Consider the following 26664-nt stretch of genomic DNA (forward strand, 5'->3'; position numbering starts at 1 on the left):
ATCATCGAGGCAATCCGGGAGCATGGCCGTCTATGCTTTCGATGATGAAACGCGGCCGTGGGCGCGTCTGATCGAGACACCGCCACAAATATTCGCCCATCGTGCCCAGCATGAGGAGCTGAATGCCCGAGGTGATGAGCACCACGCAAATCAGAGACGTCCAGCCCTCGACTGGATTGGCAAATCCAAATCGCCGGACGATCAGGAACAACGCGTAAAGAAAGCCGAGAAACGCCAGCGAGAGCCCGAGCACAATGGTGGCGCGGATTGGAACATAGGAGAACCCGACAAATGAATCGATTGCCAGCTTGAGGCGCGTCTTGAAATTCCATTTAGAAACCCCACCATGGCGCTGGGCCTTGGTATAAGCGATGTGCGCCTGGTCGAAGCCCATCCATTGAATGAGGGCGAAGAGCGAAGTGTTTTTTTCCGGGGCGGCCTTCAGCGCGTCGATCACCAGGCGATCCATGAGCAGGAAATCCGCGCCCGAAGGGGGAAGCTTGGCCGAAGTGTATCGGCGCATGAGCTCATAGTAGATCCGGGCAAAGGCAAGGGAGAGCAGTGATTCGCCGGGCCGGTCCGCCCGCACCGCCCAGACGACTTTGCTGCCCGCGCGCCATTCGTTGACGAGCGGGAAGATGGTTTCGGGCGGGTCCTGCAGGTCGGCCGCGAGAACAACGGCGGCATTGCCCGTGCAGAGTTCCAGCCCGGCGGCGCACGCGGCATGACTGCCAAAATTTCGCGCAAAACGGATGTGATGCACCCGAGGATTTATCTCCGCCAGGTGCTGCAAATACGCGTCCGTCCCGTCATGCGAGTGGTCGTCGACCACCAGCCATTCCCAGTCGAGCTGCTGGTCCTTCCAATCCAGCGCGAGGATGCGCTGGTAAAGCAAGGGAAGGTTCGGGTCCTCGTTGTAAGCGGGAGTGATGATGGAGATTTTCATGGCGGCGAGGATTCGGCAGCCCAGTGCTGCGCCTCATTCTCGATGGAGCGAACGACCCGTGCCGGCACTCCGGCCACCAACGAGTAGGGCGGCACCTCCATATGCTCGAGCACAATGGCACCCGCCGCCACAATCGAATGATGACCGATCTTCGCGCCCATGAGGATCACGGCGTTGGCTCCGATAAAGACGCAGTCGCCGATTTCCGAGGCACAGTGCTCGATGGTCGCATGCCTGCGCGCAGTGACGCAGCGCTTTACCGTCGAGTGCGTAAGTATCTGGGCGCCGCAACTGATGTCGCAACCCGACCCGATCGTCAGTCCGCCGCTCCCATCGATGAGCGTGAACGCTCCAATCCAGGTGCCCTGACCGATCCGCGGTTCGCCGGTAATCCAGGCTTGCGCGTTATAAGGGTTGGGCGGCAGGCCGCGGGTGGCGTCCCATTTCATCGCGGGGTGGGCTTTACGCCGAAAGCACGGCGGCCAGCCGGTTGATGACCAAGTTCAGGTCGGCTTCCGTCATTTGATGGTAGAGCGGCAATAAAATGCACCGGTCGGTGGCGCGTTCGCTCTGGCCAAGGCCGACGCCGGCGTCCCACGGCTCAATCTGGTAGGCCGGCTCGCGATGGCTGCACATGATTCCCCGACGTGTGGCGATCCCGGCATCCAGCATCTGCTGCATCACGCCCACCTGGTCGATCCCGTCGGGTAGCCGGACGCAGAAGCTCTGCCAATTGGTCCGGGCCCAAGGCGGCTCATGGGGCAGACCAAGTCTCGGGATGGAAGCCAGCTGTTTGAGGTAATGGCCGGCCAGCTCCCGCCGGCGCGCGACGATTGCCGGCAAACGCCGAAGCTGAACGCGTCCGATCGCGGCTTGCACATCCGTCAAGCGGTAGTTGAAGCCGAGTTCGGTGTAGTTCTCGAACACGATGCTCGCGGAATGGTGCCGCACCGTGTCGGGGACGCTCATGCTGTGCTGACGCCACAGGCGGAACTTCCGGTCCCACTCGGAGTGGTTCGTCGTGATCATTCCCCCGTCGCCGGTCATGACCAGTTTACGAGGGTGAAAGGAGAAGACGGCCACATCGCCATAGGGACGGCCGATGCGCTCCCAGACCCCGTCACGGGCAACCTCGCTGCCGATCGCGCACGCGGCATCCTCAACGACTGGCAAGCCCCGCTCACGGGCGAAGGCCACGATGGCCGGGAGAGGGCAAGGCAGGCCCATCTGATGCACGCAAAGGATGGCCTTGGTCCGCGGGGTGATGACGCGCGGCAAAAGTTCCGGGTCTAAATTATAGGTTTGCGGGTCAATATCGATGAAGACCGGCCGGGCGCCGAGATAACGAACCGCGTTGGCGGTCGCGATAAAAGAGTGACTCACCGTGAGCACGTCGTCGCCCGGCCCCACGCCGCAGGCGCGAAGGGCAAGGTGCAAGGCGGTCGTGCAATTCGAGACAGCACAAGCATGCTTTGCGCCGGTGAACGATGCAAGCTCGCCCTCAAATGCGGCGACTTCCGGACCTTGCGTGAGCCATCCCGAAAGAATGACGCGGGCGGCGGCGTCCGCCTCTTCCTGGCCGACAACGGGCTTGATGATCGGAATCATACCGATTTGCGCTTTTCCTCGGCCCACCACGCGGCAAGCCGTCGCAGGCCTTCATGGAGGGGAATCTCTGCGGTAAAGTTGATTTGCTCACGGGCGGCGACGGTGGCGGCGAGCCGGCGCGATACCGGGTTGACAGCGCGGGCTGGTCCGTAGGTGGGAGCCAGTGGATTGCCCATGACCTGACCGAGAGCAGCGGCGAGCTGGTTGAGGCTGGTCTCGGTGCCACTGGCAATATTGAGCACCGTATCAGTGGCGGAAGAGAGCATGGCGAGGACGTTGGCCCGGGCGATGTCTTCGACGTAGATGAAGTCCATGGTCTGTTCACCGTCGCCATGGATCAGGGGGGGCTGACCCGCGATGAGTCGGTCCATCCAGCGGATGAGCACTTCCGTGTAGGCCCCATGGATATCCATGCGTGATCCGTAGACATTGAAGTAGCGCAGGGCGACATAATCGAGCCCATGCATCGCATGATAGCTGCGGAGCAGGCCTTCGTTGTAGACCTTGAGCGCCCCGTAGAGGGTGCGGTTGTCGTAGGGGTTGTCCGTTTCCGGGGTCGGGAAATGCTGGGCCAGACCATAGACGGATGCGCTTGAGGCGGCGACTACCTTCTTGACGCCCGCTTTCACCGCGGCCTCCAAGACGTTGAAAGTGCCGGTGCCGAGAACGTCATGCGCGAGTCGCGGTTCCGCGGCGCAGTGGGTAATCCGGATGGCCGCCAGGTGGAATACCAGGTCGACGTCTGGCATCAGCCGGCCCAGCAGCGCCTCGTCCCGAACGTCGCCCTGCACCAGATCGACCTTCCCGGTCGGCAGCGCCGCGGAGAGGTTCTCGAGCCGGCCGCGGGTGAGGTTATCCACGATGGTGATCTTGGCTGGTCGCTGGAGCAGGAGCTGGTCGATCGTATGTGAGCCGATCAGGCCGGCCCCACCGGTCACGAGAATATGCATTCCTTCAATTTTCATCTGAAATGGCAGACCTTTGGACCTGGGTTAGAATTGGAAATGCGATGGTCATGGCTCACTGGAAAAACCGACTGATCACACCGGCTGCAATATCGACCTGCTCATCGGTCATCTCGGGATAGATGGGGAGACTGAGGCAGTCGCGGCCAATGGCCTCGGCCAAGGGGAAATCCCCAGCCTGGTAGCCGAGGCTCGCGTAACATTTTTGCAGATGGATCGGGAGGGGATAGTGCAACGCAGTGCCAACGCCATTCGCCTCCATGAATTTCTTCAGTTCGTCGCGCCGCGGGTGCCGGACAACATAGAGGTGGAACACCCCTTCGCCGCGCGGCACCACTCGCGGCAGCTTGAGCGGCGTGCCTGTCAGCAGTTGGGTGTAACGTGCGGCAATCTCGCGCCGCCGCGCAGTCCAGGCGTCCAGATGCTTGAGCTTTACGCCGAGCACCGCGCCCTGAATGCCTTCCATGCGATAATTAAAACCGATCTCATCATGGTAATACCGCACCGTCGACCCATGTTCGCGCAGCGCGCGGGCGCGCGCGGCCAATGCGGGGTCGCGGGTGACTAGAGCTCCGGCCTCGCCGCACGCCCCGAGATTCTTTCCGGGGTAAAAACTAAACCCGGCTACAGCCCCGAAGCTGCCGACCTTCCGCCCGGCATAGGTGGCGCCATGCGCCTGCGCGGCATCTTCCACCAGCGCAAGATTACGACGGGCACAGATTTCCGAAATCGCACCCAAGTCGAATGGCTGTCCGTACAGATGGACCGGCATGACCGCCTTGGTGCGGGGCGTAATTGCCGCTTCGATCCGAGCCGGATCGAGGTTACAAGTTGCATCGTCGACGTCGACAAACACCGGCTTGGCCCCGGCATAGGTGATGGCCCAGCAGGTGGCGACAAAGCTCATTGGCGTCGTAATGACCTCATCGCCTGGCCCGACATTGAGGAGCAAGAGCGCAATATGCAGCGCTGAAGTGCCGCTATTGAAGCCGACGGCGTGCGCGGAATCGCAATACCGGGCAAAGCTCTGCTCGAAATCGACCACGTCCGGGCCAAGGCAGAAGCTGCCGCGGTCGAGATTGCGACCGATGGCGACGTCGAGCTCGGGGCGGATCGTGCGAGTCTGGGCCGTGAGATCGAAATAAGGGACGCGGAGGTTCATCGGGGGGAAGATTTCTTTAAAATGTTGGCGGGATTTCCGGCGACAACCGCGCCGGGCGGCACGTCACGCGTGACGACACTGCCCGCGCCAACCAAGGCACCTTCGCCGACGGTGACACCGCACAGGATCGTGGCCGAGCTGCCAATGGAAGCACCGCGCCGAACGAGCGTAGGCGAAACGGTCCAATCGACTTCAGTCTGCTGCGAGCCGTCCGCATTTACTGCGCGCGGATAGCGATCATTGATGAAGGTGACATTGTGGCCCACGAAGACTCCATCCTCAATGATCACCCCCTCGCAGATGAACGAGTGACTGGAGATCTTGCAGTTCCGGCCGATCTTCGCGCCTTTCTGGATCTCGACGAAGGATCCGACCTTGGTGTTGTCACCAATGCTGCATCCGTAGGCATTAACGAAATTAAAGATGCGGACGTTCTCCCCGGCCTCCACATTTACGAGGCTGCGGCTCGGGCTTTGCTCATTGAGAACTTTCATGCGAGACGAATTTCCGTGCCATTACTGCGGATGGACCGCTCGGCGGCGGCGAGCACCTTCACGATTTCCAGGCCAAATGCGCCGTTCGAAATGGCGGGCCGCTGGGCGTGAATCGAGCGGACAAAATCACGCGCCATCGACTGCAAGGCCTCTGCGATAACGATCTTGGGCGAATGGATGTCGCCGACGCGGTAATCGAACAGCAGCTGGCTGCGCTCGTCGTCGGAACGGGCTTCAAATCCGGAGTCGTAGATTTTTATCGGCTCCTCGGTATCGAGATCGTTGTAGAGAATCATGCGTTTGTCGCCGCCAAACAACATATGACGAATCTTGACCGGCGAGATCCAGCTGCAGTTAGAGTGCACGATGAGACCCGAGGCATAACGCAACACGAGGAAGCCGATATTTTCCAGGCCATTGGCGACGTGCGACGCACCGATCGCCTGCACCGAAACCGGTCGTTCGGGCACGAGGTGATGCACAATGGAAACATCGTGCACCGCAAGATCCCAGATGACGTTCACATCATGCTGGAAAAGACCGAGATTGATGCGCGTCGAATCGATATAGCGCAATTTGCCCAGATGGCTCTCGTCGAGCAGCGTCTTGATCCGGGCGACGACCGAGTGGTAGACAAACGTGTGATCAACCATCAACGAAAGCCCCTGGCGGGCGGCCAGAGCCACAAGTTCTTCTGCATGCTCTGCGGTGGTGGCGAGAGGCTTTTCAACCAACACATGTTTGCCGGCGAGTAGCGCGGCTTTGGCCAGCGGAAAATGAGTCGTTACGGGCGTCGCGATCACCACGGCGGCGATGGCAGGGTTGGCGAGGACCGAGGCAAAATCTGCCGTGACCTGCACGCTCGGAAAGTCTGCTACCGCTTGGAAGCGACGGGTTTCCATGCTATCGCACACCACGATATTCCGGCATTCCTTGAGACCGAGAAAATTGCGCACTAGCTTCGGGCCCCAGTAGCCATAGCCCACGATACAGAGCGAGATTCGAGCGGTCATGTAATTCTAGGCAGTAGAGGTCGACGATAAGTTTCTTGCAAGCTGCAACAGCATGACTCTGCCGTCTGCGGATTAGTGCGTTCCGAGTAATATGGCCGCTAACGGTCCGTCCGGCCGGAGGGAGGAAATAACGGAGTCAGCGGGGGCGAGGGACAGGGAAAGCGGGACACCCTGGACCATCCAGGTCCGAGCCTGGCGAAGAAAGTGTCCGTCATGATATTCGAAGTAGGCAATGCGCTTGGGATCGACTGCGACGTATTGCCCCTCCGGTCCAAGCCAGGGCCGCAATGAGAACTTCCATTCCTCCCCGGTTTTAACCATACGTGAGGCGGCGAGGGTGAGTGTATCGGGTTCGTTGCTGGCGAAGAAATTTGCCGGGCCGGACCAATCGGGTGGCCAGCGGAAAACTTGATCCAACACCAGGGTATCGGCCCATGAGCTGCTCATGACGGCGGTTGTCGCCGGGGCACCGTGCAGGTTCACGACAATAAGCGAGCGCGGACCCAGGTCGGGGGTTCCGCTCAGCGCTTCGCCAAACATCTGCCGCTGGTTTGCCCAGCACTGGACATATATGTTCTGAATGCGCAACTGGAAGGTCCCCACGGCCACGCTCACCAACGCGCAGCCCGCAACGGAAATCAGCCGGACGGCGCGATTGGTCCGGACACCGGCATCGATGAGCAGGGCGCACACGGCCGCGACGGGAAACGCGCCGAGAAAATGGATCCATGACAACCGCCCGCCGGTCCAAGTGGCCGGATGATACTTGAAAGCCGTGGCATAGGCGGCCGGCACGGCGACCAAGCAGAAGAGAAACAGGCCAAGACGCAGGTCTGAATCCTCGAGGTCGCTCTGGCGAGGGGATGAAAAATAAAGCAAAGCAGCACGCGTGAAGACCAGCGCGGTGAAAAATAGGGTAATCGCGAACACCGGAGACTGGTGAAATAATTCCGCGACCGACGACGAGGCATTGACCCAGAGGTTCGTGGCATGCGTCTTGGTCCCATTCACGATCGTTTCAGAAACCAAGCGGAAAGTTTCCCGGGGTGAGCCGGCATACTGCACCACGCGTTGCTCTCCCGCGAACCACCGCCCCAAGAGAACCGCCAGAATGAGGAGCGCGACTCCCATTGCATGGATGATGGCGCGCCGCACCCAGGCACGCGTGCGCTCGATGCGCAGCAGGGGGGCGACGATATAGTAAATAATGAAGCTTTCCACCATGAGCATGGAAATCGCGGCGGCCGCCATTGCCCACCAAGGGTGCCGCGCCTGATAAAGGCGCAGGGCGCCAAGAGCGAAGAAGCAGGCGAGAAACACGCCATAAGAATGGATGACGAGCTGGCCCGCCGTATGGGAAGGTTCTAGGATAAACAGCGCGGCGCCCAAAAGCGCAGCGAATTCACTGACAAACCGACGCAGGATCGAAAAGGCGACGGCAGCACAGCCAAATTTGATCAAGTACGCGCCGAGGTGCACGCCCCATAATCCTCCGATGGCATTGGCGCCGGCTATGAGTGTGTAAGTCAAAGCCAGCAGCGGCCGGCCCTGGATCGGGTGCACGAGATAATACCAGCCGCGGGAGATGATGCCGCCGGGCGGCGTCAGGATTGCTTCCAGCGGCAGCCAAAAGTCATCCTCATATAGGCCGAACTTCGCCGAATGGAGATAGAGCCCGGCATAGACCAGGCCGCCCAGCAGCAGCAGGGCGATTGCGGTCCTCGGTGAGCGCGGTGGATTGCTGGACGCCATGACGGGATAACTGGATCTCTGGGCGATAATCACCTAGCTGTTGCGCCAGCTCAGGTTTAACGAAAAGGGTCGACCGAAGATGGAATAGTCGTCCTTGGTAATCGGCTTCCAATTTGCATCATAGGCGTGCTGCGACATGACATAGGTGTCGGCGTCGGTATCGATTTCGGAGAGAGGCACAAACTTCGTTAGCAAGGGAGCATTGGCATATATGTATGGGATCAACCCGTTGACCCAGGATGCGCCGGCCGGGCGCAGGATGGCGTCAAAACAGTGGAACGAGAAACCGCCCGGCTTGAGCACCCGGTTCATGTCCTTGAGCACATTCACCCTGATCGCCTGATCTTCAGGCGTGTGCTCCAGGGCGGAAATGGAGAAGACGAAATCAAAATAGTCATCAGGAAGCTCCTTATTGAACGAACCCACATAATCGTAGACTATCCGATAGTGTGGGGAGGTGAACTTGGTCGGACCGTTGCCCAGACCCTCGCATTTGTCGGCGTTCCAGCATTCATACTCACTTGAGAAGAATTTCAGGATGCGACTGTCGCCCCCGCCCACCTCAAGGATCCGGGCTCCGGGCCGCACGTTGCGCCGGATGAAGCAGTAAGTGAGGTAATCCTGGTATACCTTCAGGTCGCAGATGGTGGGATTGGGATCGCCGACATTGTAAGATTTGAACGGCAGATCGTTGAAAAGGGTGAAGTGGCTCAGTCTGGAATAACTGAAGCCGGCGATATTTTCAGGCGAGGGCCATTGGGAATGCATCGGTATAAGAGTGGATGATGGATCAACAGAATTCATTGGGATTGGAATCCAAGCCGCGGTAATCCCGGTCGCCGTAGCGGAAGTGGATTCCCCAGCAGTCAAAATCCGCGCCCGGTGATGTTTTCCAGAGGGTAAAGTTATCCAGCCCACGCGCCCGTAGCTCCTTCGCCAAGGTATCACGGATCATCTGGAGATAATGCCGGGCATAAGTCGGACGGACCATATAACCCTTGTTGTAGCCGCAGGCAAAGAGAGTAAGTTCAAACCTGTGGGCTTGCAGAAAGGCGAAAGTGGCCGCTGAGATCTGAGGATAGGCGGGATTGAGGAAATCATCGATGCAGATGATGCCATCATCCGCGAGCAGCTCGTGGGCGATGGCGAGATCGGTGGCGACAGCCTGCCCAGTGTGTTCCCCGTCGATGTGAAACCAACGGAATGTGCGTCGGTGGGTCGCCAAATCGGGGCTGCGAAACAACTCGACGGATTTTTGTTTAATGTAGCGAATCTCGTTCGGCGTGATCGATGCGAGGTTGATCTTGGCTTCATCAATGAAATTGGAGAAATCAACCAGCCAGAGCTCCTCACCCGAGCACTGGTGGTGGGCCAATATCGTGGCCGACTTGCCTTTGTAGACGCCAATTTCTCCCAAGTGACCGGTAATATAGCGGGTCTTTTGATATTCCAACAGGGAGTCCCAGACGGCGATACTGGTGTCGGCCAGAAAACCTTCAACCCTGTCAACATCGGCTTTGATTTGGGGGTAACGCGGACTGGCGGCATTAATATTCATATGGGATGATTCAAGACATCTGGTTGCTAGTGGCGTGCTGTTGGACCAGGGCTTGGGTGGCGGAGAGCAACTGGCGGCGTTTTTCGTTTAACTCGAGCTCGAGCTGACGGAAGAGGCGGTTCCGCTTCGCCAACTCATTGCGCACGGCGCCCAATTGTTGGTCCGGTGAAATCACCTGCTCCAACCAGTAAGTGTGGGTCAGCGATTCCATGAAACGTAGATAGAAAATGAGGTTATCCACGATGGGGTCGGGCGTCAGAGCTACGGATTCAGGACCCACAGTGAGAGGTTGAGTGGGGAGTTCCGCCATTGAGCTGGCGAAGTTGGTATGGGTCGCCTCTGGGCCATAACCAATATTTGATATCAGATTGCGCCCAGACATGATGTGGTTGGCCCCGGTGCGCCAGGAACTGAAAAACATCTGGAAATCCCACGTATCGATTGCGCCGGCTTTGAGGGCGTTGTAAATCTGGATCCAGTATTTGCACTCGACGGAAATCGGATGGATTGCTGGCAACAGCTCGCTGCAGCCTTCGGGGCTGAGCTTGCTCAGATCGAAATCATAAAGCTCCCAAGTGCGCCGCCAGGTCGCCCAGCCCCACATCTGGAAATATTTTGAGACATAATGGCTGTGCTCATGCGGCAGCGTCGCGGGGAGAAAGTGGGTGCCGGCGATCGTTGCGATCCGGGGTTCATGGCGATACCGTTCGAGCAGGGTCTCGCAGTAGGGGAAGAAGTCCGGATGGGGGAGGCAATCGTCCTCCAGGATGATTCCTTCCTCGACCTGTTCGAAGAACCATGAAATCGCGCCGCTGACCGCTAGGCCGCAGCCCAGATTGGAGTCGCGGAACAGAGTCTTCAATTCACAGGGCCAATCCACTTGGGACAGGATAGCCCGAGTTTCCTGCACCAGCTTAAACTCTCCTGGTCGGTCAGGCCGGGCCCCGTCCGCGGCCACATATAACCTGTGCGGTCGCTGTTCCCGGATGGCCGCGAACACCCGGGCGGTCTCAGTGGGCCGGTTGAAAACGAGGAAGAGAACAGGGGTCTTAAGGCCGGGCATGGTGGGTGTGCGAAATCAGGAAATCATTTGTATTCGCACCCCGTTCCCCGACACAAGGCAAAGCTTGGCCAGTTGGGCGTCAAGCCACTGGCTTCCGCCAAAATATGAACAGGCCAAGCGGTTTGCCGAAGTCCTGGTAGGTTTTCCCCGTGTTGGGCTGCCAGCATCTGGCATAGGTTTCTTCGTTCATGCAAAAAAGGTCCGGGGCGGTGAGGATTTCATCCATCCCTGGCCAGTCCTTCAGGCCCCAATGGGCGCGGAGATGAGCATGGGCGGGGTACGTCCAAAAATAACCAGGATTAAGCACTGCCGTGACGGCATGAAGATTGAATCCGCCCGTCTTTGTGTGGCGGGTCAGGTAGCTGGAAAGAGGGGCCAGGGCTTCAGGCGTCATTACCTGATGCAGCCAGGTCGTGCTGATGATCGCATCGAAATTGGCCACGGGCCGGGGAAAGGATTCGTTGCCGGTTAAACTTACCAAGTGGCTGGCTTCGGGCGCGAAACCCTTTTGCTGCCATTCTGCGATATCCCGAATACGCCAGCCGGCGGTATTGGCGGGCAACTCACTGACCCAACCCGGAATGTGGGAACCCAACACCAGCAAGTCACCGCCGCTGGGCAGCAGTTTTTTCAGGAGATACCCCGTCAACATCTCCAGAAATTGGGTAATTTCCACATCGTCGGCAATCGGTTGGGCCGCTCCTTTGGGGCCCAACAAAGGCAGGTGCGTGCTGCGGAGAAATGCGAACGCCTTCATGGCATCATCGCTCAGGCGCTCATACGCGGCTGGCACAGGTCGGTCCGGTTTGGGTTGGGCAGGAGGCACGCTCCTCAGCCAGGCCGTATCGTCTGCTTTGCGTTGGAACGCCGCATCAAATGTTGCTGGCAGGGGCAAACGCCGGGCCAATGATTCCCACAGCCACTGGCCGCCATTGGGCAGGATAAGATGAGGTGCCCAGTGGCGAATGGCCTGGCGAAGCTTGAGGTGTTCGGTCCGGTCCTGGAGTCGGGCCAGTTGACGACGCAGGTCCTGGGCTTGATAAGCGGAGCACAGCCCGGTGCCGAGATTCAGGATAAAGTGGCCGGCCGCGGAATCCCCGCTCCCGAGCAGCAGCACCGGAGTATCGGTACGGGCGTGGAGAAAGATCAAACGGGAGGGTAGGCTCAGCCGGGAGAAGGACAGGTTGTCATCGTCTTGGTCGAGACTGCCCGAGGGCACGAGGATGCAGGGATAGGACGCCAGCGAGGCGATCAGGTCATCCTCCGGCAGATGGCCCAGGCAATGGATATTGTCTGCTTCCCAATCCTCCGGCGTACCCGGCAGCCAACTGGCGGCGGATCCGTTGCCATACCAATCAACGTGCAGGTCTGCCGTGCGAAGGAGCGTGCGCAACTGCTCAAACCGGTTGGCGGTCCACACATTCCCGATCATGGCCACCTTCAGGGGGGCGGAGGCATCTGGCGGCCAGTAGCAGGGGACCAAGGGCTCGCTGCGTTCCACCAGCGGAGGCAGGAGATGGAACGCATAATCATACTTGTGCTGATAGGCGGCGCACATTTCCGGGGATATGCCCAGGCAAAGATCCGAGACGCGCAGCAGGCTCTCCACCCAATGATCGGGAACATGGGAGGAAAAGACATTCTGATCATCCATGAGGTAGGTGCAGATCGGCGCCTGGGTCAATTTGTGCGCCAGCAGCCCATGGATGAAGTCCTCCCGGTAATACGGGACACACAGAATCCGCCGGATACGATAGCGAGCCAGGATTGCTTTCAACCGGACCTCGGTTTCAGCCACGGTGAGATTTACTGATCTCAGTTCGTGATGACCGATGCCGAAAGATTCCTCACCTCCATAGACACTGAAGGAACGCAAGGTAACCAAATTGGTGGAGTCGGGAAAGAGACGCTGCAGCAGAATACCTACGCCATGGTGCGGATTGATCTCGATCGCCGATACAATGAGGTCGTGGTACTCGTGGGCCATGGGCAGAGAGGGCAGGCGGAACCGAACAGGTCACTTCCGGGTAGTCAACGCACGCTGAGCTTCCAGGGCCTTGATGTAGGCCGTCTGTTCGCCGATGGTCTTTAGGTAATGCTCACAGTCCTGGGCCCGGGTGGTCGATAGGGCGTCAAGCCGGTCGCGTTCCTTTTCCAAGATGGCAATATGGTTGGCCTGCTCGATTGAGGTGGCGGCCAGGTTCTTGAGTTGAAGCAGCAAGTCGTCGATGTGCTTCTGTGCGTCCTTGGCTTCGACGGTGAGCCTGGCGCACTCCACCTCCGTGGACTTGCCGGCTTGAGTTTGCTCTTGGACGATCTTCTCGAGACGCCCGATCTCCGCCGCCGCGTCTTTGCGGGTAAAGAGTGCGGCTTGGAATTCAGCGATTTTTTGAAGGAGTAAACCCTTATACTTCTCGAAAGCAGTGACGGCCAGAAGCGCTTTATAGCGAATGATGAGCTCAATAAGCTGGGGGGCCTCCCTCTGCCCGCTCCAGATGCCACCGACATGTTTCCGATACGCGCCCATGTTGCGCCGGACGAAACCGAGGGAACCGTGGTTGGTCAGGAGGATGTCAAGGTAGAGATCGCAGGGCAGGCTCACAAACCATTCAGGCAAGGGCTCGGCAAGGGCCGTGCGGCGGAAAACAAGTGAACAAGTCGGTTCACGGCTGAGCAAAGATTCCAGTGCATCGCGTTGTGTGAATTCTTCTTGTTCTGACTGGAAATAGCTTTCGAGCAAAGTTTGTCCCTTTGCATCCACGAGCTTGGCGTCATGGAAGCAACCAACGCAGTCAGGATTGGCACGGAGGTAGTCGACCTGTCGCTGAAGTTTGGTTGGATCGGTCCAATAGTCATCGCCCTCGCAGAGGGCGATGAAATCGCCGTGGGCCTCGCGCAGAGTCATGAGGAAGTTGCGCGCGATATATGCCGGGCTGCCGCCGGATAAGACTTCGGTCCGGTCGCGCAAGGAAACCCGGATCCGGTTGGGCTGACGCCGGGCGTATTCAAGACAGATTTCGCGGGTGCCATCAGTCGAGCCATCTTCTCCGATAAGTACTTCAAAGGGGAAATCCGCCCTTTGAGCCAATGCGCCCTCGATGGCCTGCTTGATGAATGCGGCGTGCTGGTAGGTAACGATGCAAACACTTACGGTGGGGGTCATATGGTTCAGATTGAGTGGCGACACCAAATTGGCAATGGAGCTTGCATGTGGGCGAACGTCCGGGGCAAAGGGAAATTGCGCGCCCGTATACGAGCTTTCCGGTTCGCGTCTGGCTCAGTATCGGGTCGCCTGGAGAATTGCGGTCGCGACGGTTTCCTGGACCTCCGCGCTAACCAGGTCTGAAAGGGGCAGGCACAAAACCGACTGGGCGGCCCTCTCCGAGACGGGACAGGCTCCACCCTGGATGTACGGTATCTGGTTGATTGAAGGAAAAAAATACCTGCGTGGGTGAATGTTCTTCGCGGCAAGGATGGCAAGGGTTCGGGCCACGGCGGCTCCGTCTGGCAGCAAAACTGGAAAATAGGCGTAATTATAATCCAGGTTCGGATGGGCCGAATGCAGGACCTTAACGGCCGACCCGGCGAGCAGTTGAACATAGTGGGCGTGAAGTCGCTGGCGCATGGCCAGGGCCGCGGGTACCCGCGGCAGATTGCACAGGCCCATAGCGGCGTGAAGTTCAGAGTTCTTTCCATTGATGCCCACGCAACGGTGGTCGTCGGAACTGTGGCCGAAGCTGCGCATCAACCGGACGCGCTCGGCCACCGGGGGATCGCCATTGATCACCACGGCTCCGCCCTCAGCAGTGTGGAAGACTTTGGTCGCGTGGAAACTCAGGCAGCTGATGTCACCGTACGTCGCAAGGTGGCGGCCATCCACGCGACAGCCGAAAGTGTGCGCCGCATCGTAAATCACCTTTAGTTTGTACTGGCGGGCGAGCCTGGCGATCGCCTCCAGCTCGCAAGGGAAGCCGTAGACATGGGTCGCCAGGATAGCCGAGGTACGCGGAGTGATCGCGGCGGCAATTTGCTTGGGATCGATGGTGAGGTCTTGGGGTCGGACATCGACGAAGACGGGCGAACAATTTTCCCACAATATGGCGCTGGTCGTCGCTACATAACTGAACGGGCTGGTGATAACCTCGCCGCGAACGTCGAGGGCTTTTAGGGCAAGTTGGAGCGCAATGGTTCCATTGCTTACGAACGAAAGTTCATCGCAGCCCAGAAATTCCTTAAGCCGCTTTTCAAGTTCAAGAGAAAGGGGGCCACTGTTGGTTAGATGGTGACTCTGCCAAATCAGCTTCAGGTAGTCTACATACTCCTCTAACGGCGGTAGCATGCTGCGGGTTACCATAATTCCACCGCCAAGGGTCTCGTTCATGGTGGTTATGGTTTTAGCACCGTTCGGGAACCAGGATCAGTTTTTGGCGAAGGCACATCGAGGCAAATCTGGATTTAGATTGGCCTGGAAGGCAAGGAGATCAAGCGCGCGGAGGGCGCGGATTGCGAAGAAGGCGGATAAGCAGAATCACCGGCTTCCCGAAGTCGCCCCGGTGGGTATGATTACCCTCCACGAACTCCAGCTTGCTTGTCCGGCTTTGGGGCATGGCTTCAGGTCGCCTGCCGTTCCTCCGGGAACGGCGTCATCGAGAACTCAACGACCACTTTCTCCTCCCTCGCCCGATTGCCTGGCATCAACTAGGGTTCCCGCGAAATCATCGAGGACCTGTATGAGGCCTTTTGCGGTAGATTAACACATCCCTTGCAGTTACAGAGACGAACCACACATTTAGTCAAAACGCTTTGCAGTGTAGCTGTAACCTTCGAATCACTGACGCAGATCACCATACCAGTTATGAGAATTGCAATTATGCAGCCGTACATCCTTCCGTACATCGGCTACTTTCAGCTCATATCTTCTGTTGATGTTTTTGTTTTATACGACGAGGTGAAGTACACGAAAAAAGGATGGATTAACAGAAACAGGTTTCTCCTGAACGGAAAGGCGGAGGTTTTCACCGTTCCTTTGGTCAAGGGCTCTGATTCCGCCACGATTAACGAAAAAAGAATCGTGCCGGACTACGACGGCCAGTCCGTGTTGCGACAGCTGGAAGCGGCTTATTCGAGGGCGCCGCATTTCAAGGAAGGGTTCAGCCTCGCCAAAAAATGCCTGGCCCAGGACGAGAAGAATCTCTTCCGCTACTTGAACGAGTCGATCAGGGCGGTTTGCGATTATCTCAACATCGCGACGAAGATAGTCATATCCTCCGAGGTGGAGAGCCATCCCGCGAAGCATGGGCAGGACCGGGTGATCTCTCTCTGCAAGGACTTAAAGGCTACAACCTATATCAACTCGATGGGAGGAGAAGAGCTGTATTCTGGACCGGAGTTCAGGAAAAATGGCATAGACTTGGTGTTCCTCAGCCCAAACATAGCGACTTATTCGCAGTTCCAAGAGCCATTCGCACCGCGCCTCTCCATTATTGATGTGCTCATGTTCCTTTCCCGGGAGACGGTGGCCAACGAGGTGAAAAAGCACGAATTGATCAGCAGCAAGGACGATGACAATAGAGACGGCTAACATGGCCATCTGGAGAAAACTAGGCCGGATCTTCAAGCCGCAGGACCATCTCGGTCGCCCGTGGATGCATGCCTTTGCCCAGGCGCCGTCCACCGTCCTCATGGAGGATCGCCTCCGCGTGTATTTCTCTTGCAGACCAAGTCCTGAGGCCGACGGCAGCTACGTCAGCTATACTGCCTACGTGGATTTCGACCGACAGGACCTTACCAGGATCATCGGTCTGGCGGAAACCCCCATCATGCCACTGGGCGGAGTCGGCGAGTTTGACGAATTCGGGACTTATCCGGTTTCGGTCATCAGGGTGGATCATGAATTCCATGCCTATTATGGCGGTTGGACCCGCTGCGAGTCGGTCCCCTTTGATGTCGCCATCGGCAAGGCAGTCAGCCGGGACAATGGAGTCACCTTTACCAAATTAGATCGCGGCCCCGTGCTCGGCCCATCGTTGCACGAGCCTTTCATTCTAAGTGGTCCAAAGATCAGAAGGTATCACAATGAGTGGTTCTTATGGTACATTGCCGGCCGGAAATGGCTCAAACACAATGATCGGATGGAGCCTGTTTATAAAATACGTATGGCGCGTTCGTCCGATGGCGTGACCTGGCGGCGGGAAAACCGGGATTTGATCACCAATGTGCTCGAAGAAGACGAGGCCCAGGCGAGCCCCGACGTTTTCTTCAAAGACGGTCTGTGGCACATGTTCTTCTGTTACCGCTACAGTGTCGACTACCGGGGCAAAGAGAAGGGGTATCGCATAGGCTACGCGAAATCGGCGGACGCGTTGAACTGGGTTCGCTGCGATGAGAACGCGGGGATTGGCGTCTCGGCGGATGGATGGGATTCGGAAATGGTGAGTTACCCGCACGTGTTCGAATTGAACGACAGTATTTATATGCTCTATCTGGGAAATCAGGTTGGGCGCGAGGGCTTCGGCTTCGCCGTTTTGGAGGACGGCTCGCTTTGATGAAGTGGCGAAAACTCGGCAGGATATTCGACCCGGCTCACAGTCATCCGGCCGGGCCATTGCTTTACGCCCAGTCGCCCCAGGCCCTGGTCTTGGCTGACCGCGTGAGGATCTATTATTCTACCCGGACGATTGATGCCGGAACCATGAAATATATCAGCCACGTGGCTTTCGTGGAGTTCGACCGCCAGTTCTCAGCGATATTGCGCCCTAGCGACCGGCCGATTATCCGCCGCGGGGTTGTTGGTGCCTACGATGAACATGGCATTTTTCCGTTTCATGTCTTCCGTGATCGGACCTCGCTCTATGGCTTCATTTCAGGTTGGAGCCGGCGAAAATCAGTGCCCGTCGAGACGGCCATCGGCCTGTCCATGAGCGAGGACGGCGGCGAAACCTTCGTGCGCCTCGGCGATGGCCCCGTGCTAGCGAGTTCACCCAAGGAGCCTTTCCTGGTCGGCGACCCTTTCGTTTGCGCAGGCCGCGACCACTATCATATGTGGTATATCTTTGGGGTTGCATGGCACCGTCGTCCCGGGCACCCCGCGCCTGAACGGACCTATAAGATTGGTCATGCGATCTCCCATGACCTGAAGTACTGGATAAAACCCACCGAGGGCGAGCCGATCGTCAGCGACCGGCTCGGGGAGACGGAAGCGCAGGCCCTGCCCACGGTGATTTTCCGGGATGGTCTGTTCCACATGGTGTTTTGTTACCGCGCGTCCTTTGACTTCCGGCACAACCGGGAAAACGGATACAGGCTTGGCTATGCGGTTTCGGCCGACGGATACAATTGGAGCCGGGACGACCAATCCTTGGGGCTGGAACGATCTGCGTCCGGCTGGGATTCAGAAATGATGTGCTACCCGCACCTGTTTGAGCTAAACGGACAGGTTCACTTGCTGTACAATGGCAATGCATTTGGCAAAACTGGCTTTGGCTTGGCCGTATTGGAATGATCAGATATACCATCAACGAGTCGGGCGACGCCCTGATCAAGGGGCATCTAATAGCCTGCGATGAAGCCTACGTTCCCCGTCTCAGCGATCGTGTGGACCTCGATCACTACGCCAGCAAGCTGCATCAGCTCGCCACCAGGTATGAAGCCTGGCAGGACGAAAGGCTGATCGGCTTGGTGGCCGCCTATTTCGGGGCCGGCAATGAGCCGGAAATATTTGTGAGTAACGTCAGCGTGGATCCCAGCCTGACCGGACGCGGGATTGGGACCAGCCTCCTGGCCAGGTTGATTGCCGATGCCCGGTTGCGCCACTGCGGCAGTATCCGCCTCGAAGTGAGTCCTCAAAATCTTGCCGCCCAAAAGTTTTATTCCAAATTTGGCTTCGTTGTCTTAGCTGATGGCGAGGACGAACCGGCGAGCATGGTCTTATCTCTGCGTGAAAAGAAACTATAATTCCGAACTCAAGAATACGCGGACCCACAAATACGCGTATGATTTTGATCTCGAGGTCATGCATCATTACATGATGCGGACGTTTGAGCCGCACTTGCGCCAAGGGAACGCGCTCGAACTGGGCAGCTATCAAGGGCTGTTCACCGAACGCCTGCTGGCCCGCTTCAAAAGGGTGGACTGCGTGGAGGCTTCGGCCGCGGCCATTGCGGTGGCAAAGAAAAAAGTCGGGCGCCGGGCCAAATTCATCCATGGCACCTTCGAGCAGGTTGCCTTGGAGCGGAAATACGACGCAGTCTTCATGACGCACGTGCTTGAGCACGTGGATGACCCGGTGGCCGTTCTCCGGCGGGTGAATGACGAGTGGCTCGCCGATACCGGCCAGCTGTTTCTTGTCTGTCCCAATGCCCATGCGGCTTCCCGGCAGATCGCGGCAAAAATGGCTGTGGTATCCCACAATGCCGCCGTGACCGAATCGGAAGGCAGGCACGGGCACCGCGTGACCTATTCGTTTGATACTTTGGAACGCGATGCCAGGGAGGCCGGGCTTAAGATTGTGGTGCGTTCTGGGATCTTCTTCAAGGCGCTCGCCAACTTCCAGTTGGATGCTGTGATAAAGAACAAGATAGTGTCCCCGGGATATTTGGAGGGCTGCTATAACCTGGGCATGCAATATCCTGATCTTTGCGCTAGCATATTTCTTCTTTGCTCGAAGGGTTGATGCCCTTGGCCGCGCAGTGGTCGCTCGTACTACTCAGCCTTGTTAAGGATTGTTCGCGGAAATCGGGGTGCCGCGGTCCGCGTCGCATCCAGCGTTCAGCTCTGTTGCATGATTATATCCGTATCGATATGAACGGGCCCATAGATGCCGAGATTGAACTGCGGCAAGATGGTGATGAACGCGCTGTAGGAAATGCTATCGGCCACAATGGCCCGCGTGAAATCGAGCGTGCCATTGGGGAATAGGGCCTCATCCGGAAATAAGAAGACACCCGAATAGATTGAATACTGTCCTGCCCTCAAGGGCAGGCGCACCGGCATCGTGACAATTTGACTGCCGCCAGCGGGCAGGTCTAAGCGATACTGATGGGTGCGGTCTGAGAACGAAAGCAGTTCCACGCCATGGAGAGTTACGCAAGTTAGGCCGAGGCGGAAGAATCCGGAGTAGCCTCCTGCGCTGCCTAGGACATAGACAGCGGTTAGTTCCTCGTCCCAGCGCATGACAGTCGTGCGTTTGCCGGTTTCTCCGACGAAGAAAAAATTCAGCAGTTGCACGCGGCCGTTACCGCTTCGCTTGATACGCGCATTCTTATCGAACTCGGCACGGTCTTCCGTCAACCAGACAGATTGATCAGCGGTCATGAGCTTTGGAGCAACCTGGCTGGTCTTTAGCGGCTCCGCGTGGTCCATCCCCATGGCTCGGGCGCAGTCGCGATTGTAAGCTCCGCATACCTCTTGGGCGGCACCTTGGGACTGGGCAATGCCGTGGGCCAGCCAGACAGCTTGCTGGCAAAAGGTTTGAACGGTGCCGGGGTCGTGGGAGACGATAAGGATCGAGCATCCTGTGCTTTGCAGCAGGCGGATGCGCGCAAAACATTTGGCTTGAAATGGAGCATCGCCAACCGACAAGGCTTCATCGATGATCAATACGTCAGGTTCAACCGCAGTCTGGACGGCAAAGGCAAGACGAAGCATCATGCCACTTGAGTAGATCTTGACGGGCTGATCGATGAAATCTCCAATATCGGCAAATGTTGCGATCTCAGCAAACTTCGCTTCCATTTGAGTTCTGGAAAATCCGAGGATCGCGCCATTCAGCATGACGTTTTCTCTCCCAGTAAATTCCGGATTAAAGCCACTTCCGAGTTCCAACAAGGCCGCGACTCTTCCGTTTACTTGCACCGTTCCTGAGGTTGGTTGGAGGGTTCCGGATATGATTTGCAGCAGCGTGGACTTGCCCGATCCATTACGGCCGATGATGCCGACACTTTCACCTTTCTTGACTGCAAAGGAAATGTCCTTGAGGGCCCAGAAGTCGCGATAGTAACCAGCTGCTATCTTTTGTAACCACTGTCTGGCCTTTCCAGGAAAAATAGTGGCCAGAGTTTCAAGCAAAGGCGCCATCAGGCGTGCGCCGGGCGACTCCCAGATTTGGTATATTTTGCTGACGCCTTGAACGGAAATGACTGGTTGTGGGGTCATGTCGTTCAATGGATTATCCCTGCAGTTTGGGGGGCGTTCGTAATTTCAAAAACGAGAAACACAGAGCCGGTCAAACGATTCATTCCGTAAGTGTTTCGGGAAACAGGTATTGTGGCGTCAAGGGGTGGCGCAGGCGAGGTCGTTCATTTGCAAGGAGGAAAGGTTGGCGCTGCGATGCAGGCTGGCAACCTCTACCTTGTGGCGCACAAAGCATTTAACTGCACCGGAAGCGGCTACATGTTGTAGCGTCGTGAAGCCTCAAGTGGAGGGATTGAATGAGCGGCTTGGCCAGAGTGGCATTGCTTCCCCAGGAGAGCTCGAAAGTCCAGAAGATAGCATCCGTGGATTGGGGTTGATCTGTCAGAGAACATCGGCGAAAGCCGGTTTTATCCGCTTGAAAGCGAGATGGCCAAGGTAACAGGCAGCGAACCCGGTCAGGTAGAGATAACCGAGGTGGTGGTAATTGAGGGGGCGCGCCCAGAGCGCGGCGTCGCGGGTGAGGTCGATGGCGAGCAGCAGTGGATTGAAGCGCAGGTAGGTCCAGGCGGTCGGGTATTTCTGGGCCGTGAAGAACACGGCGCTCGCCCACATCAGCGCCGTGGAGAGGAATTGCATAACCTGGCCGATGTCACGGAAGAACACCCCCAAGGCCGAGATCAGCCATGCTAGCCCCAGTCCTAACAGGACGAGCGGAAAAATAATGACCGGGAGCCACAGGATGCCCGCGGGGATGCCATGGCCAAAGAGCAGCAGACTCAGCAACGCGAGCCCGAGGCTGATCAGCAAGTGGAACAGCGCCCCGCCGACGTTCGCCGCAGGCAGAATCTCGAGAGGAAACACCACCTTCTTCACGAAATTGGGGTTGCCCACGATGATGCTGGAGGAGACGCCCAGCACCTCTGCGACGAAATGAAACAGCGTCAAGCCGAGGAAGATGCCCAGGGCGTAATCCAGACGGGTCTCGTTGGGGCTTACACCATATTTCCCGCCGAAGATGAAGCCGAAGACGAGCACGTAGAGGCCCAGCATTAGCAGCGGGTTGAGGATCGACCAGATGAGCCCGAGATGGCTGCCCTTGTGGCGCAATTCCACGTTGCGCAGCGTGAACTGCCAGAGCAGCTCGCGGTGCGTCCAGAGGTCGGCGGCAAAGGGCAGGAGGCGGCGAAGCATCGATTGATGCAAAAGCAGTTATAGGGTGGGAGCGGGAGCGCGAGAAAAGAAAAAACACCGGCGTGGTCGGGAGCCGGCCGGTCCCCGCCATGGCCCATCCGCCCGGACCCGACATGACAGGCCGGCAGGGTCAATCCACCATCGAATTCAGAGGGCAGGCGACAAATTTCCTGATTGCCAAGGCACTGCCTTTGCGGCGCCCTGTCCATTCTGCACCTCACTATGAAAACCCTCAGATTGTTCCTCGTGCTGCCGCTGCTGGCCGGTGAAATCCTGGCTGGAGAGACCGCGGCGGGCGGACCCGTTCTGCCGGAGAAAATCATCCCGCAACTGGAGCCGATCCTGGCGGCGGCGGTGCAGCAATCCCCGCGCATGCTCAACCGGGTGCTGGATCTCGAGATCGCCGAGAACAACCGGATCCAGGCCCGGGCCAACGTGCTGCCCAGCGTCGGCGGCTGGGCCAGCTACTACGACTCCCGCGACACCCGGGCCGATCTTACCGGGCCCCTGAATGTCATCAAGATCGCCTACAATCTCTCCGTCAACCAGCCCGTGTTCTATTGGGGCGAGCGTCGTAATAACGCCAAGATGGGTGAGATCCAGGCGAGCATCGCCAAGGGGCAATTTCAGGACGGCTACCGCGCCTTGGCCCAGACCCTGCGCGGGGACTACATGCGGCTGATCGTGCAGAAACTTTCCGTGAAGCGGGCGGTGGCCTACCAGGAATACACCAAGGACCAGCTGCAGAAAGAAGAGACCCGCCTGGCCCAGAAGGTGATTTCCGAGTTTCAGATCTTTCCGATCCGGCTGGCGGCGGAACAGGCGCAGATCGCCAGCGAACGGGCGCAATTCGACTTCGAGATGGCGAAGGTCTCATTCGCCCGGCTGTCCGGCCAGCCGCTCCTGGACGATGCGATTCCAGATACGATCCCGGTGGCCGCCTACGAGGCGGCCGTCTACGACCGCCAGCTGGCGGACTATCTTGGCCAGAAGGAACCGCCCACGATGGAGGCGGTTATCATGCGCAAGCAGCTGGAAAATGAAAAACTGAATTATTTAAACCAGACCACCCGGCTAAAGCCCAAATTCAACGCGGTGCTGGGGGCCAGCCAGGACCAGCAGAGCTATACCCTCAACGTGGCGCAGAAATACCGGGTCAACTCGCTCTTTGGCGGCGTCTCCGCCAGCTGGACGATCTTTGACGGCTTCTCCTCGCAGGCCGCCGTGCGCTCCGAGATCGCCCGGAAGCGGCAGATGGAAAACGATTACAAGGACCTGACCGAGCGGCTGGCCCAGCAGGCCCAGACGCAGGTCAAGCAGCTCAATTTTTCGGCCCGCAGCATGGTCATCACCGACCGCGCGATGGTCGCAAGCGAGGGCAATCTCAAGACCAAGCAAGATGAGTTTGCCCGGGGTGTCTGCTCCGAGGACGATGTGAGCTGGGCTCGGATCGCCCTGATGGATGCCCAGATCAACGCATACAACGGGCGCAGTGATTATCTTTACCGGATCGGCGACTTCCTCGGCACGGTCATGGCCGATCCGGTGGTGGCGAACGTCGCGGCGAACAAATGAGCCAGGTCAAATCAGCATCTCCGAACTGGTTCCTCCGGCTGGCGGTGGCGGCCGTCGTGGTGGCCGGCATCGCGTATGGCGTTTCCTACACCCTGCGCCCGGTGGCGCTGGTTGCGCCGGCGGTCACGGCCATCGCGGTGCGCACCGTGCCCGGCACCGTCGAGGTGAAGGCCGAGTTCGCCATCGAGCTCAAGAGCGAGGTGGGCGGCCGCGTCAGCGCGAGTTCGCTGGATGTGGGCAAGCGGGTCTACAAGAACGACACCCTGGTCCAGATTGACACCGGCGACGTCGACCTGGACATCGAGCGCATCAAGAACGAGATCACCGCGGCCAAGCGGAAGGTGGAACTCGGCTCGACCCTCCGGCCCGAGGTGCTCAATTCCAAGGACACCCTCGACAACCTGGAGCGCCAGACGAAGGCCGGCGCCTATCCGGCCGCCGAGTTCGAGAAGCAGCGCCGGCTCCACCAGCAGCTCGAGCAGAAAATGGAGCTCGACGAGGTGAACAACCGCCTGGCGCTGGAGAATTGGGAGAACAGCCTCCGCGCCAAGGAGCGGGAAAAGGCCAAAATGACCGTGATCGCCCCCTCGGACGGCGTGGTCACGAGCGTCACCACGCGCGTGGGCGACCTGATCGGAAGCAACTCGCCCATCGCCACCATCATCGCCGTCGGCCGCACCGTCGAGGCGAAGATCAGCGAAGAGAATTTCGCGGCCATCAAGCTCGGGCAGAAGGCCTCCGTGCGCTTCCTCACCTTCGGGGCCGACCAATACAACGCGAAGATTTCCAAGATCCTGCCGTCCGCCGACGCGGCCACCCAGCGCTATACCCTCTTCCTCGACATCGCCCTGCCGGAGGGCCGCGTGCTGCTGCCCGGCCTGACCGGCGAGGTGAGCATCATCATCGCGGAGCGCGCCAACGCGGTGACCATCCCGCGTCGCGCGCTGGTCGGGGATTACATCTATGTGGTCGCCGGCGGCCAGCTCGAGCGCCGCAAGATCACGAAGGGCTACGAGGGCCTCAACTCGGTCGAGATTCTCAGCGGCCTGGCCGCGGGCGAATTGGTGGTGGTCGAGCAGCAGGATCGTTTCCGCGAGGGCGAACGCGTGCGCACCCAGGTTCTGTCGAACTAACCGCCGGGCCAGCGCGCCGTGTCCAACAATCTCCGCATCGCCCTCCGCTTCCTGACGGCCCGCAAGCGCTCCATGCTCATGAGCCTGGCCGGCATCATCTTTGGCGTGGGCTTCTTCATCGTCACCCAGGCGCAGACCAGCGGGTTCGAGCAGTTCTTCATCCGGACGATCCTGGGCACCAACGGCGCCATCCGCATCGAGGACAAGATGCAGGACACGATCTTCGCGATGGCCGCGGCCGGCCACGACATCGGCGGCAGCAAGTTCGAGGTCGGGGCCGACCGCGCGGCGCGCAAATACATCGAGGGCGTGGAGGATCCGGAGCTCCTGACCAAGGCCCTGCGCGAGTTCCGCAACGTCGCCGGCGTCTCCATCGTGGTCGAGGGCTCGGTCATCGCCGACAGCTCCTTCAAGAATGACTCCGCCAAGATCTACGGCATCAAGCTCGACGACCACCTCGCCGTCTCCGACCTGGCCGCGCAGGTGTTGCGGGGCAGCGGCAGCCTGGACGATTTTCGCAGCAGCCCGCAGGGCATCATCATGGGGAAGGTGCTGGCGGACCGCCTGCAGGTCGTGGTGGGCGACTCCCTGATCCTGCAGGCCGGCACCGAGCAACGCCGTTACCGGGTGTCGGCCATCTATTCGACCGGCGTCAGCGACATCGACCGGGTGCGCATCTACCTGCACCTTGGCGAGGCGCGCTCACTGCTGAAAAAAACCAGCGGGGCCTCCTTCATCCAGGTGGCGCTGTTTGACCGCGACCGGGCCCCGCAGGATGCGGTGCAAATGGAGGAAGTGCTCCGGCACAGCTCCAAGAGCTGGCAGGAGCGGGAGGAGAGCTGGCTCTCGGCCTTCAAGGCGCTGCAGATCTCGGCGGCCCTGACCGTCTCAACCATCATTCTCATTTCCGGCCTGGGCATGTTCAACACCCTCGCGATGATCGTCATCGAGAAGACCAAGGAGATCGCGATCCTCCGTTCCATGGGCTACACCCGGAGCGATATTTCACGGATCTTCATCTGGCTTGGCGCGATCGTGTTGGTGATCGGCACCGTTGGCGGCTGGGGGCTGGGCGCCGCCGTGACCTATGGCGTCTCGAAATATCCGATCAAGATCCGCGGTATCTTTTCGGCCGACAGCTTCCAGGTCTCCTGGAATATCTGGCATTACGTGGTGGCCACCGTAACCGCCGCCGTGGTCGTGATGACCGCCGCCGTCATTCCCGCCCGCCGGGCCGCCCGCCTGGAGCCGGGCGACATCATCCGCGGCACTTCCCAATGAGCGCCCCGATCAAGACCGGCTCCGAGATCGCCCTGCGCTGCGAGAATCTCCACCGCTACCTGGGACAGGGGGAGGGACGGGTGCACGTCCTGCGCGGGGTCTCCTTCGAGGCCCGCCGCGGCCACGTGACGGCCATCGTCGGCCCATCCGGCTGCGGCAAAAGCACGACGCTCTATCTTCTCGGCCTGCTGGACCAGCCGGACGGCGGCTCCATCTGGATCCGTGACCAGCTCATGTCCAACAGCAGCGATCTCGAGCGCACGGCCGCGCGCTGCGAGCACATCGGCTTCGTCTTCCAGTTCCACTTCCTGATGCAGGAATTTTCCGCGCTGGACAACGTGATGATGCCCATGCGCAAACTCGGCCGCCTTCCGGAGGAGCAGATGATCGAGCGGGCGCAGTCCCTCCTGCAGGACGTCGGGCTGGGGGAGAAGGGTCACCGGCTGGCGACGCAGCTCTCGGGTGGCGAGCAGCAGCGCGTGGCCGTCGCCCGCGCGCTGGCCAACCAGCCGGCCATCATCCTGGCCGACGAGCCGACCGGCAACCTGGACGTCAAGAATTCCGGCCTCGTGTTCGACCTGCTGACCCGGCTGGCCAAGGAAAACGGCCAGGCCGTGGTGCTGGTGACGCACAATCCCGACATCGCGAACCGCTGCGACGAGATCAAGCCGATGCGCGACGGGGAATTTTGCTAAACTGCCCCGCTGCATGCGGGGGAGAAATCGAATGACAGTGTGGGCGGTTCCGGCGTGATATGGCCAAATCGTTGGTTTAAAATAGGGCACACTGGAT

The 26664-nt window shown here is 59.0% G+C and carries 25 protein-coding genes; 9 read left to right on the forward strand and 16 right to left on the reverse strand.

Annotated elements, in window-relative coordinates; all coding sequences use genetic code 11:
* Position 1: 1 nt before the first annotated feature.
* The 14 genes from BLU29_RS11660 to BLU29_RS11725 form a co-directional block, all read right to left on the reverse strand.
* Complete coding sequence (locus BLU29_RS11660) at positions 2 to 946, reverse strand: glycosyltransferase family 2 protein (protein ID WP_091058052.1); 945 nt, start codon at positions 944 to 946, stop codon at positions 2 to 4.
* On the reverse strand, positions 943 to 1395 hold the full coding sequence (locus BLU29_RS11665; RefSeq protein ID WP_091058053.1) for an acyltransferase: 453 nt from the start codon (positions 1393 to 1395) through the stop codon (positions 943 to 945). The genes BLU29_RS11660 and BLU29_RS11665 overlap by 4 nt, the downstream gene beginning before the upstream one ends.
* A gap of 13 nt (positions 1396 to 1408) precedes the next feature.
* On the reverse strand, positions 1409 to 2554 hold the full coding sequence (locus tag BLU29_RS11670; protein ID WP_091058055.1) for a DegT/DnrJ/EryC1/StrS family aminotransferase: 1146 nt from the start codon (positions 2552 to 2554) through the stop codon (positions 1409 to 1411).
* Entirely contained in the window at positions 2551 to 3513 is a 963-nt protein-coding gene (locus BLU29_RS11675; protein ID WP_091061114.1) for an NAD-dependent epimerase/dehydratase family protein, read from the reverse strand. The genes BLU29_RS11670 and BLU29_RS11675 overlap by 4 nt, the downstream gene beginning before the upstream one ends.
* Before the next feature lie 61 nt (positions 3514 to 3574).
* Entirely contained in the window at positions 3575 to 4681 is a 1107-nt protein-coding gene (locus BLU29_RS11680) for a DegT/DnrJ/EryC1/StrS family aminotransferase (RefSeq protein WP_091058058.1), read from the reverse strand.
* Positions 4678 to 5175, reverse strand: a complete 498-nt coding sequence (locus BLU29_RS18755) for an acyltransferase (RefSeq protein ID WP_091058060.1) — start codon at positions 5173 to 5175, stop codon at positions 4678 to 4680. The genes BLU29_RS11680 and BLU29_RS18755 overlap by 4 nt, the downstream gene beginning before the upstream one ends.
* On the reverse strand, positions 5172 to 6188 hold the full coding sequence (locus BLU29_RS11690; RefSeq protein WP_091058063.1) for a Gfo/Idh/MocA family oxidoreductase: 1017 nt from the start codon (positions 6186 to 6188) through the stop codon (positions 5172 to 5174). Before BLU29_RS11690 ends, BLU29_RS18755 begins: the two co-directional genes overlap by 4 nt.
* A gap of 72 nt (positions 6189 to 6260) precedes the next feature.
* The gene (locus BLU29_RS11695) at positions 6261 to 7940 is read right to left on the reverse strand and encodes a hypothetical protein (protein ID WP_157693816.1); all 1680 of its coding nucleotides are present in this window, start codon (positions 7938 to 7940) and stop codon (positions 6261 to 6263) included.
* Between the two features lie 33 nt (positions 7941 to 7973).
* Positions 7974 to 8744, reverse strand: a complete 771-nt coding sequence (locus tag BLU29_RS11700) for a class I SAM-dependent methyltransferase (RefSeq protein WP_091058067.1) — start codon at positions 8742 to 8744, stop codon at positions 7974 to 7976.
* On the reverse strand, positions 8731 to 9498 hold the full coding sequence (locus BLU29_RS11705) for a class I SAM-dependent methyltransferase (protein WP_091058070.1): 768 nt from the start codon (positions 9496 to 9498) through the stop codon (positions 8731 to 8733). Before BLU29_RS11705 ends, BLU29_RS11700 begins: the two co-directional genes overlap by 14 nt.
* Positions 9499 to 9508: 10 nt before the next feature.
* Complete coding sequence (locus BLU29_RS11710) at positions 9509 to 10561, reverse strand: glycosyltransferase family A protein (RefSeq protein ID WP_091058073.1); 1053 nt, start codon at positions 10559 to 10561, stop codon at positions 9509 to 9511.
* 79 nt (positions 10562 to 10640) lie between these two features.
* On the reverse strand, positions 10641 to 12548 hold the full coding sequence (locus tag BLU29_RS11715; protein ID WP_091058075.1) for a hypothetical protein: 1908 nt from the start codon (positions 12546 to 12548) through the stop codon (positions 10641 to 10643).
* Positions 12549 to 12578: 30 nt separating this feature from the next.
* Positions 12579 to 13724, reverse strand: a complete 1146-nt coding sequence (locus BLU29_RS11720; protein WP_091058077.1) for a glycosyltransferase — start codon at positions 13722 to 13724, stop codon at positions 12579 to 12581.
* A 114-nt stretch (positions 13725 to 13838) separates the two neighbouring features.
* On the reverse strand, positions 13839 to 14942 hold the full coding sequence (locus BLU29_RS11725; protein ID WP_091058079.1) for a DegT/DnrJ/EryC1/StrS family aminotransferase: 1104 nt from the start codon (positions 14940 to 14942) through the stop codon (positions 13839 to 13841).
* Positions 14943 to 15431: 489 nt separating this feature from the next.
* Here BLU29_RS11725 and BLU29_RS11730 point away from each other — a divergent pair, with 489 nt between their 5' ends.
* The 5 genes from BLU29_RS11730 (at position 15432) to BLU29_RS11750 (ending at position 19232) form a co-directional block, all read left to right on the forward strand.
* Complete coding sequence (locus tag BLU29_RS11730) at positions 15432 to 16142, forward strand: WbqC family protein (RefSeq protein WP_197677700.1); 711 nt, start codon at positions 15432 to 15434, stop codon at positions 16140 to 16142.
* Position 16143: 1 nt separating this feature from the next.
* On the forward strand, positions 16144 to 17106 hold the full coding sequence (locus BLU29_RS11735) for a glycosylase (protein WP_091058083.1): 963 nt from the start codon (positions 16144 to 16146) through the stop codon (positions 17104 to 17106).
* Positions 17107 to 17252: 146 nt separating this feature from the next.
* Positions 17253 to 18062 (forward strand): hypothetical protein, encoded by an 810-nt coding sequence (locus tag BLU29_RS11740; RefSeq protein ID WP_197677701.1) that lies wholly within the window; start codon positions 17253 to 17255, stop codon positions 18060 to 18062.
* Positions 18059 to 18514, forward strand: a complete 456-nt coding sequence (locus BLU29_RS11745) for a GNAT family N-acetyltransferase (protein ID WP_091058088.1) — start codon at positions 18059 to 18061, stop codon at positions 18512 to 18514. The genes BLU29_RS11740 and BLU29_RS11745 overlap by 4 nt, the downstream gene beginning before the upstream one ends.
* Positions 18459 to 19232, forward strand: coding sequence for a class I SAM-dependent methyltransferase (locus BLU29_RS11750; RefSeq protein WP_091058090.1), 774 nt, complete (start codon positions 18459 to 18461; stop codon positions 19230 to 19232). Before BLU29_RS11745 ends, BLU29_RS11750 begins: the two co-directional genes overlap by 56 nt.
* A 95-nt stretch (positions 19233 to 19327) precedes the next feature.
* Here the strand turns inward: BLU29_RS11750 and BLU29_RS18760 are convergent, their stop codons facing one another.
* Together BLU29_RS18760 and BLU29_RS11760 are read right to left on the reverse strand one after the other, a co-directional pair.
* Positions 19328 to 20713 carry a polysaccharide ABC transporter ATP-binding protein gene (locus BLU29_RS18760; protein ID WP_091061116.1) on the reverse strand — a complete coding sequence of 462 codons (1386 nt, stop codon included), beginning with the start codon at positions 20711 to 20713 and terminating at the stop codon, positions 19328 to 19330.
* A 360-nt stretch (positions 20714 to 21073) separates the two neighbouring features.
* Positions 21074 to 21883 carry an ABC transporter permease gene (locus BLU29_RS11760; RefSeq protein ID WP_091058092.1) on the reverse strand — a complete coding sequence of 270 codons (810 nt, stop codon included), beginning with the start codon at positions 21881 to 21883 and terminating at the stop codon, positions 21074 to 21076.
* Between the two features lie 222 nt (positions 21884 to 22105).
* Here BLU29_RS11760 and BLU29_RS11765 point away from each other — a divergent pair, with 222 nt between their 5' ends.
* The 4 genes from BLU29_RS11765 to BLU29_RS11780 are packed head-to-tail and all read left to right on the forward strand — an operon-like array spanning position 22106 to position 26567.
* Positions 22106 to 23458 (forward strand): TolC family protein, encoded by a 1353-nt coding sequence (locus tag BLU29_RS11765; protein WP_091058094.1) that lies wholly within the window; start codon positions 22106 to 22108, stop codon positions 23456 to 23458.
* Positions 23455 to 24591, forward strand: a complete 1137-nt coding sequence (locus tag BLU29_RS11770; protein ID WP_091058097.1) for an efflux RND transporter periplasmic adaptor subunit — start codon at positions 23455 to 23457, stop codon at positions 24589 to 24591. Before BLU29_RS11765 ends, BLU29_RS11770 begins: the two co-directional genes overlap by 4 nt.
* 18 nt (positions 24592 to 24609) lie before the next feature.
* Positions 24610 to 25872, forward strand: a complete 1263-nt coding sequence (locus BLU29_RS11775; RefSeq protein WP_091058098.1) for an FtsX-like permease family protein — start codon at positions 24610 to 24612, stop codon at positions 25870 to 25872.
* On the forward strand, positions 25869 to 26567 hold the full coding sequence (locus BLU29_RS11780; protein ID WP_091058101.1) for an ABC transporter ATP-binding protein: 699 nt from the start codon (positions 25869 to 25871) through the stop codon (positions 26565 to 26567). The genes BLU29_RS11775 and BLU29_RS11780 overlap by 4 nt, the downstream gene beginning before the upstream one ends.
* Positions 26568 to 26664: the final 97 nt, after the last annotated feature.

Source organism: Opitutus sp. GAS368 (assembly GCF_900104925.1).
Lineage (GTDB): Bacteria > Verrucomicrobiota > Verrucomicrobiia > Opitutales > Opitutaceae > Lacunisphaera.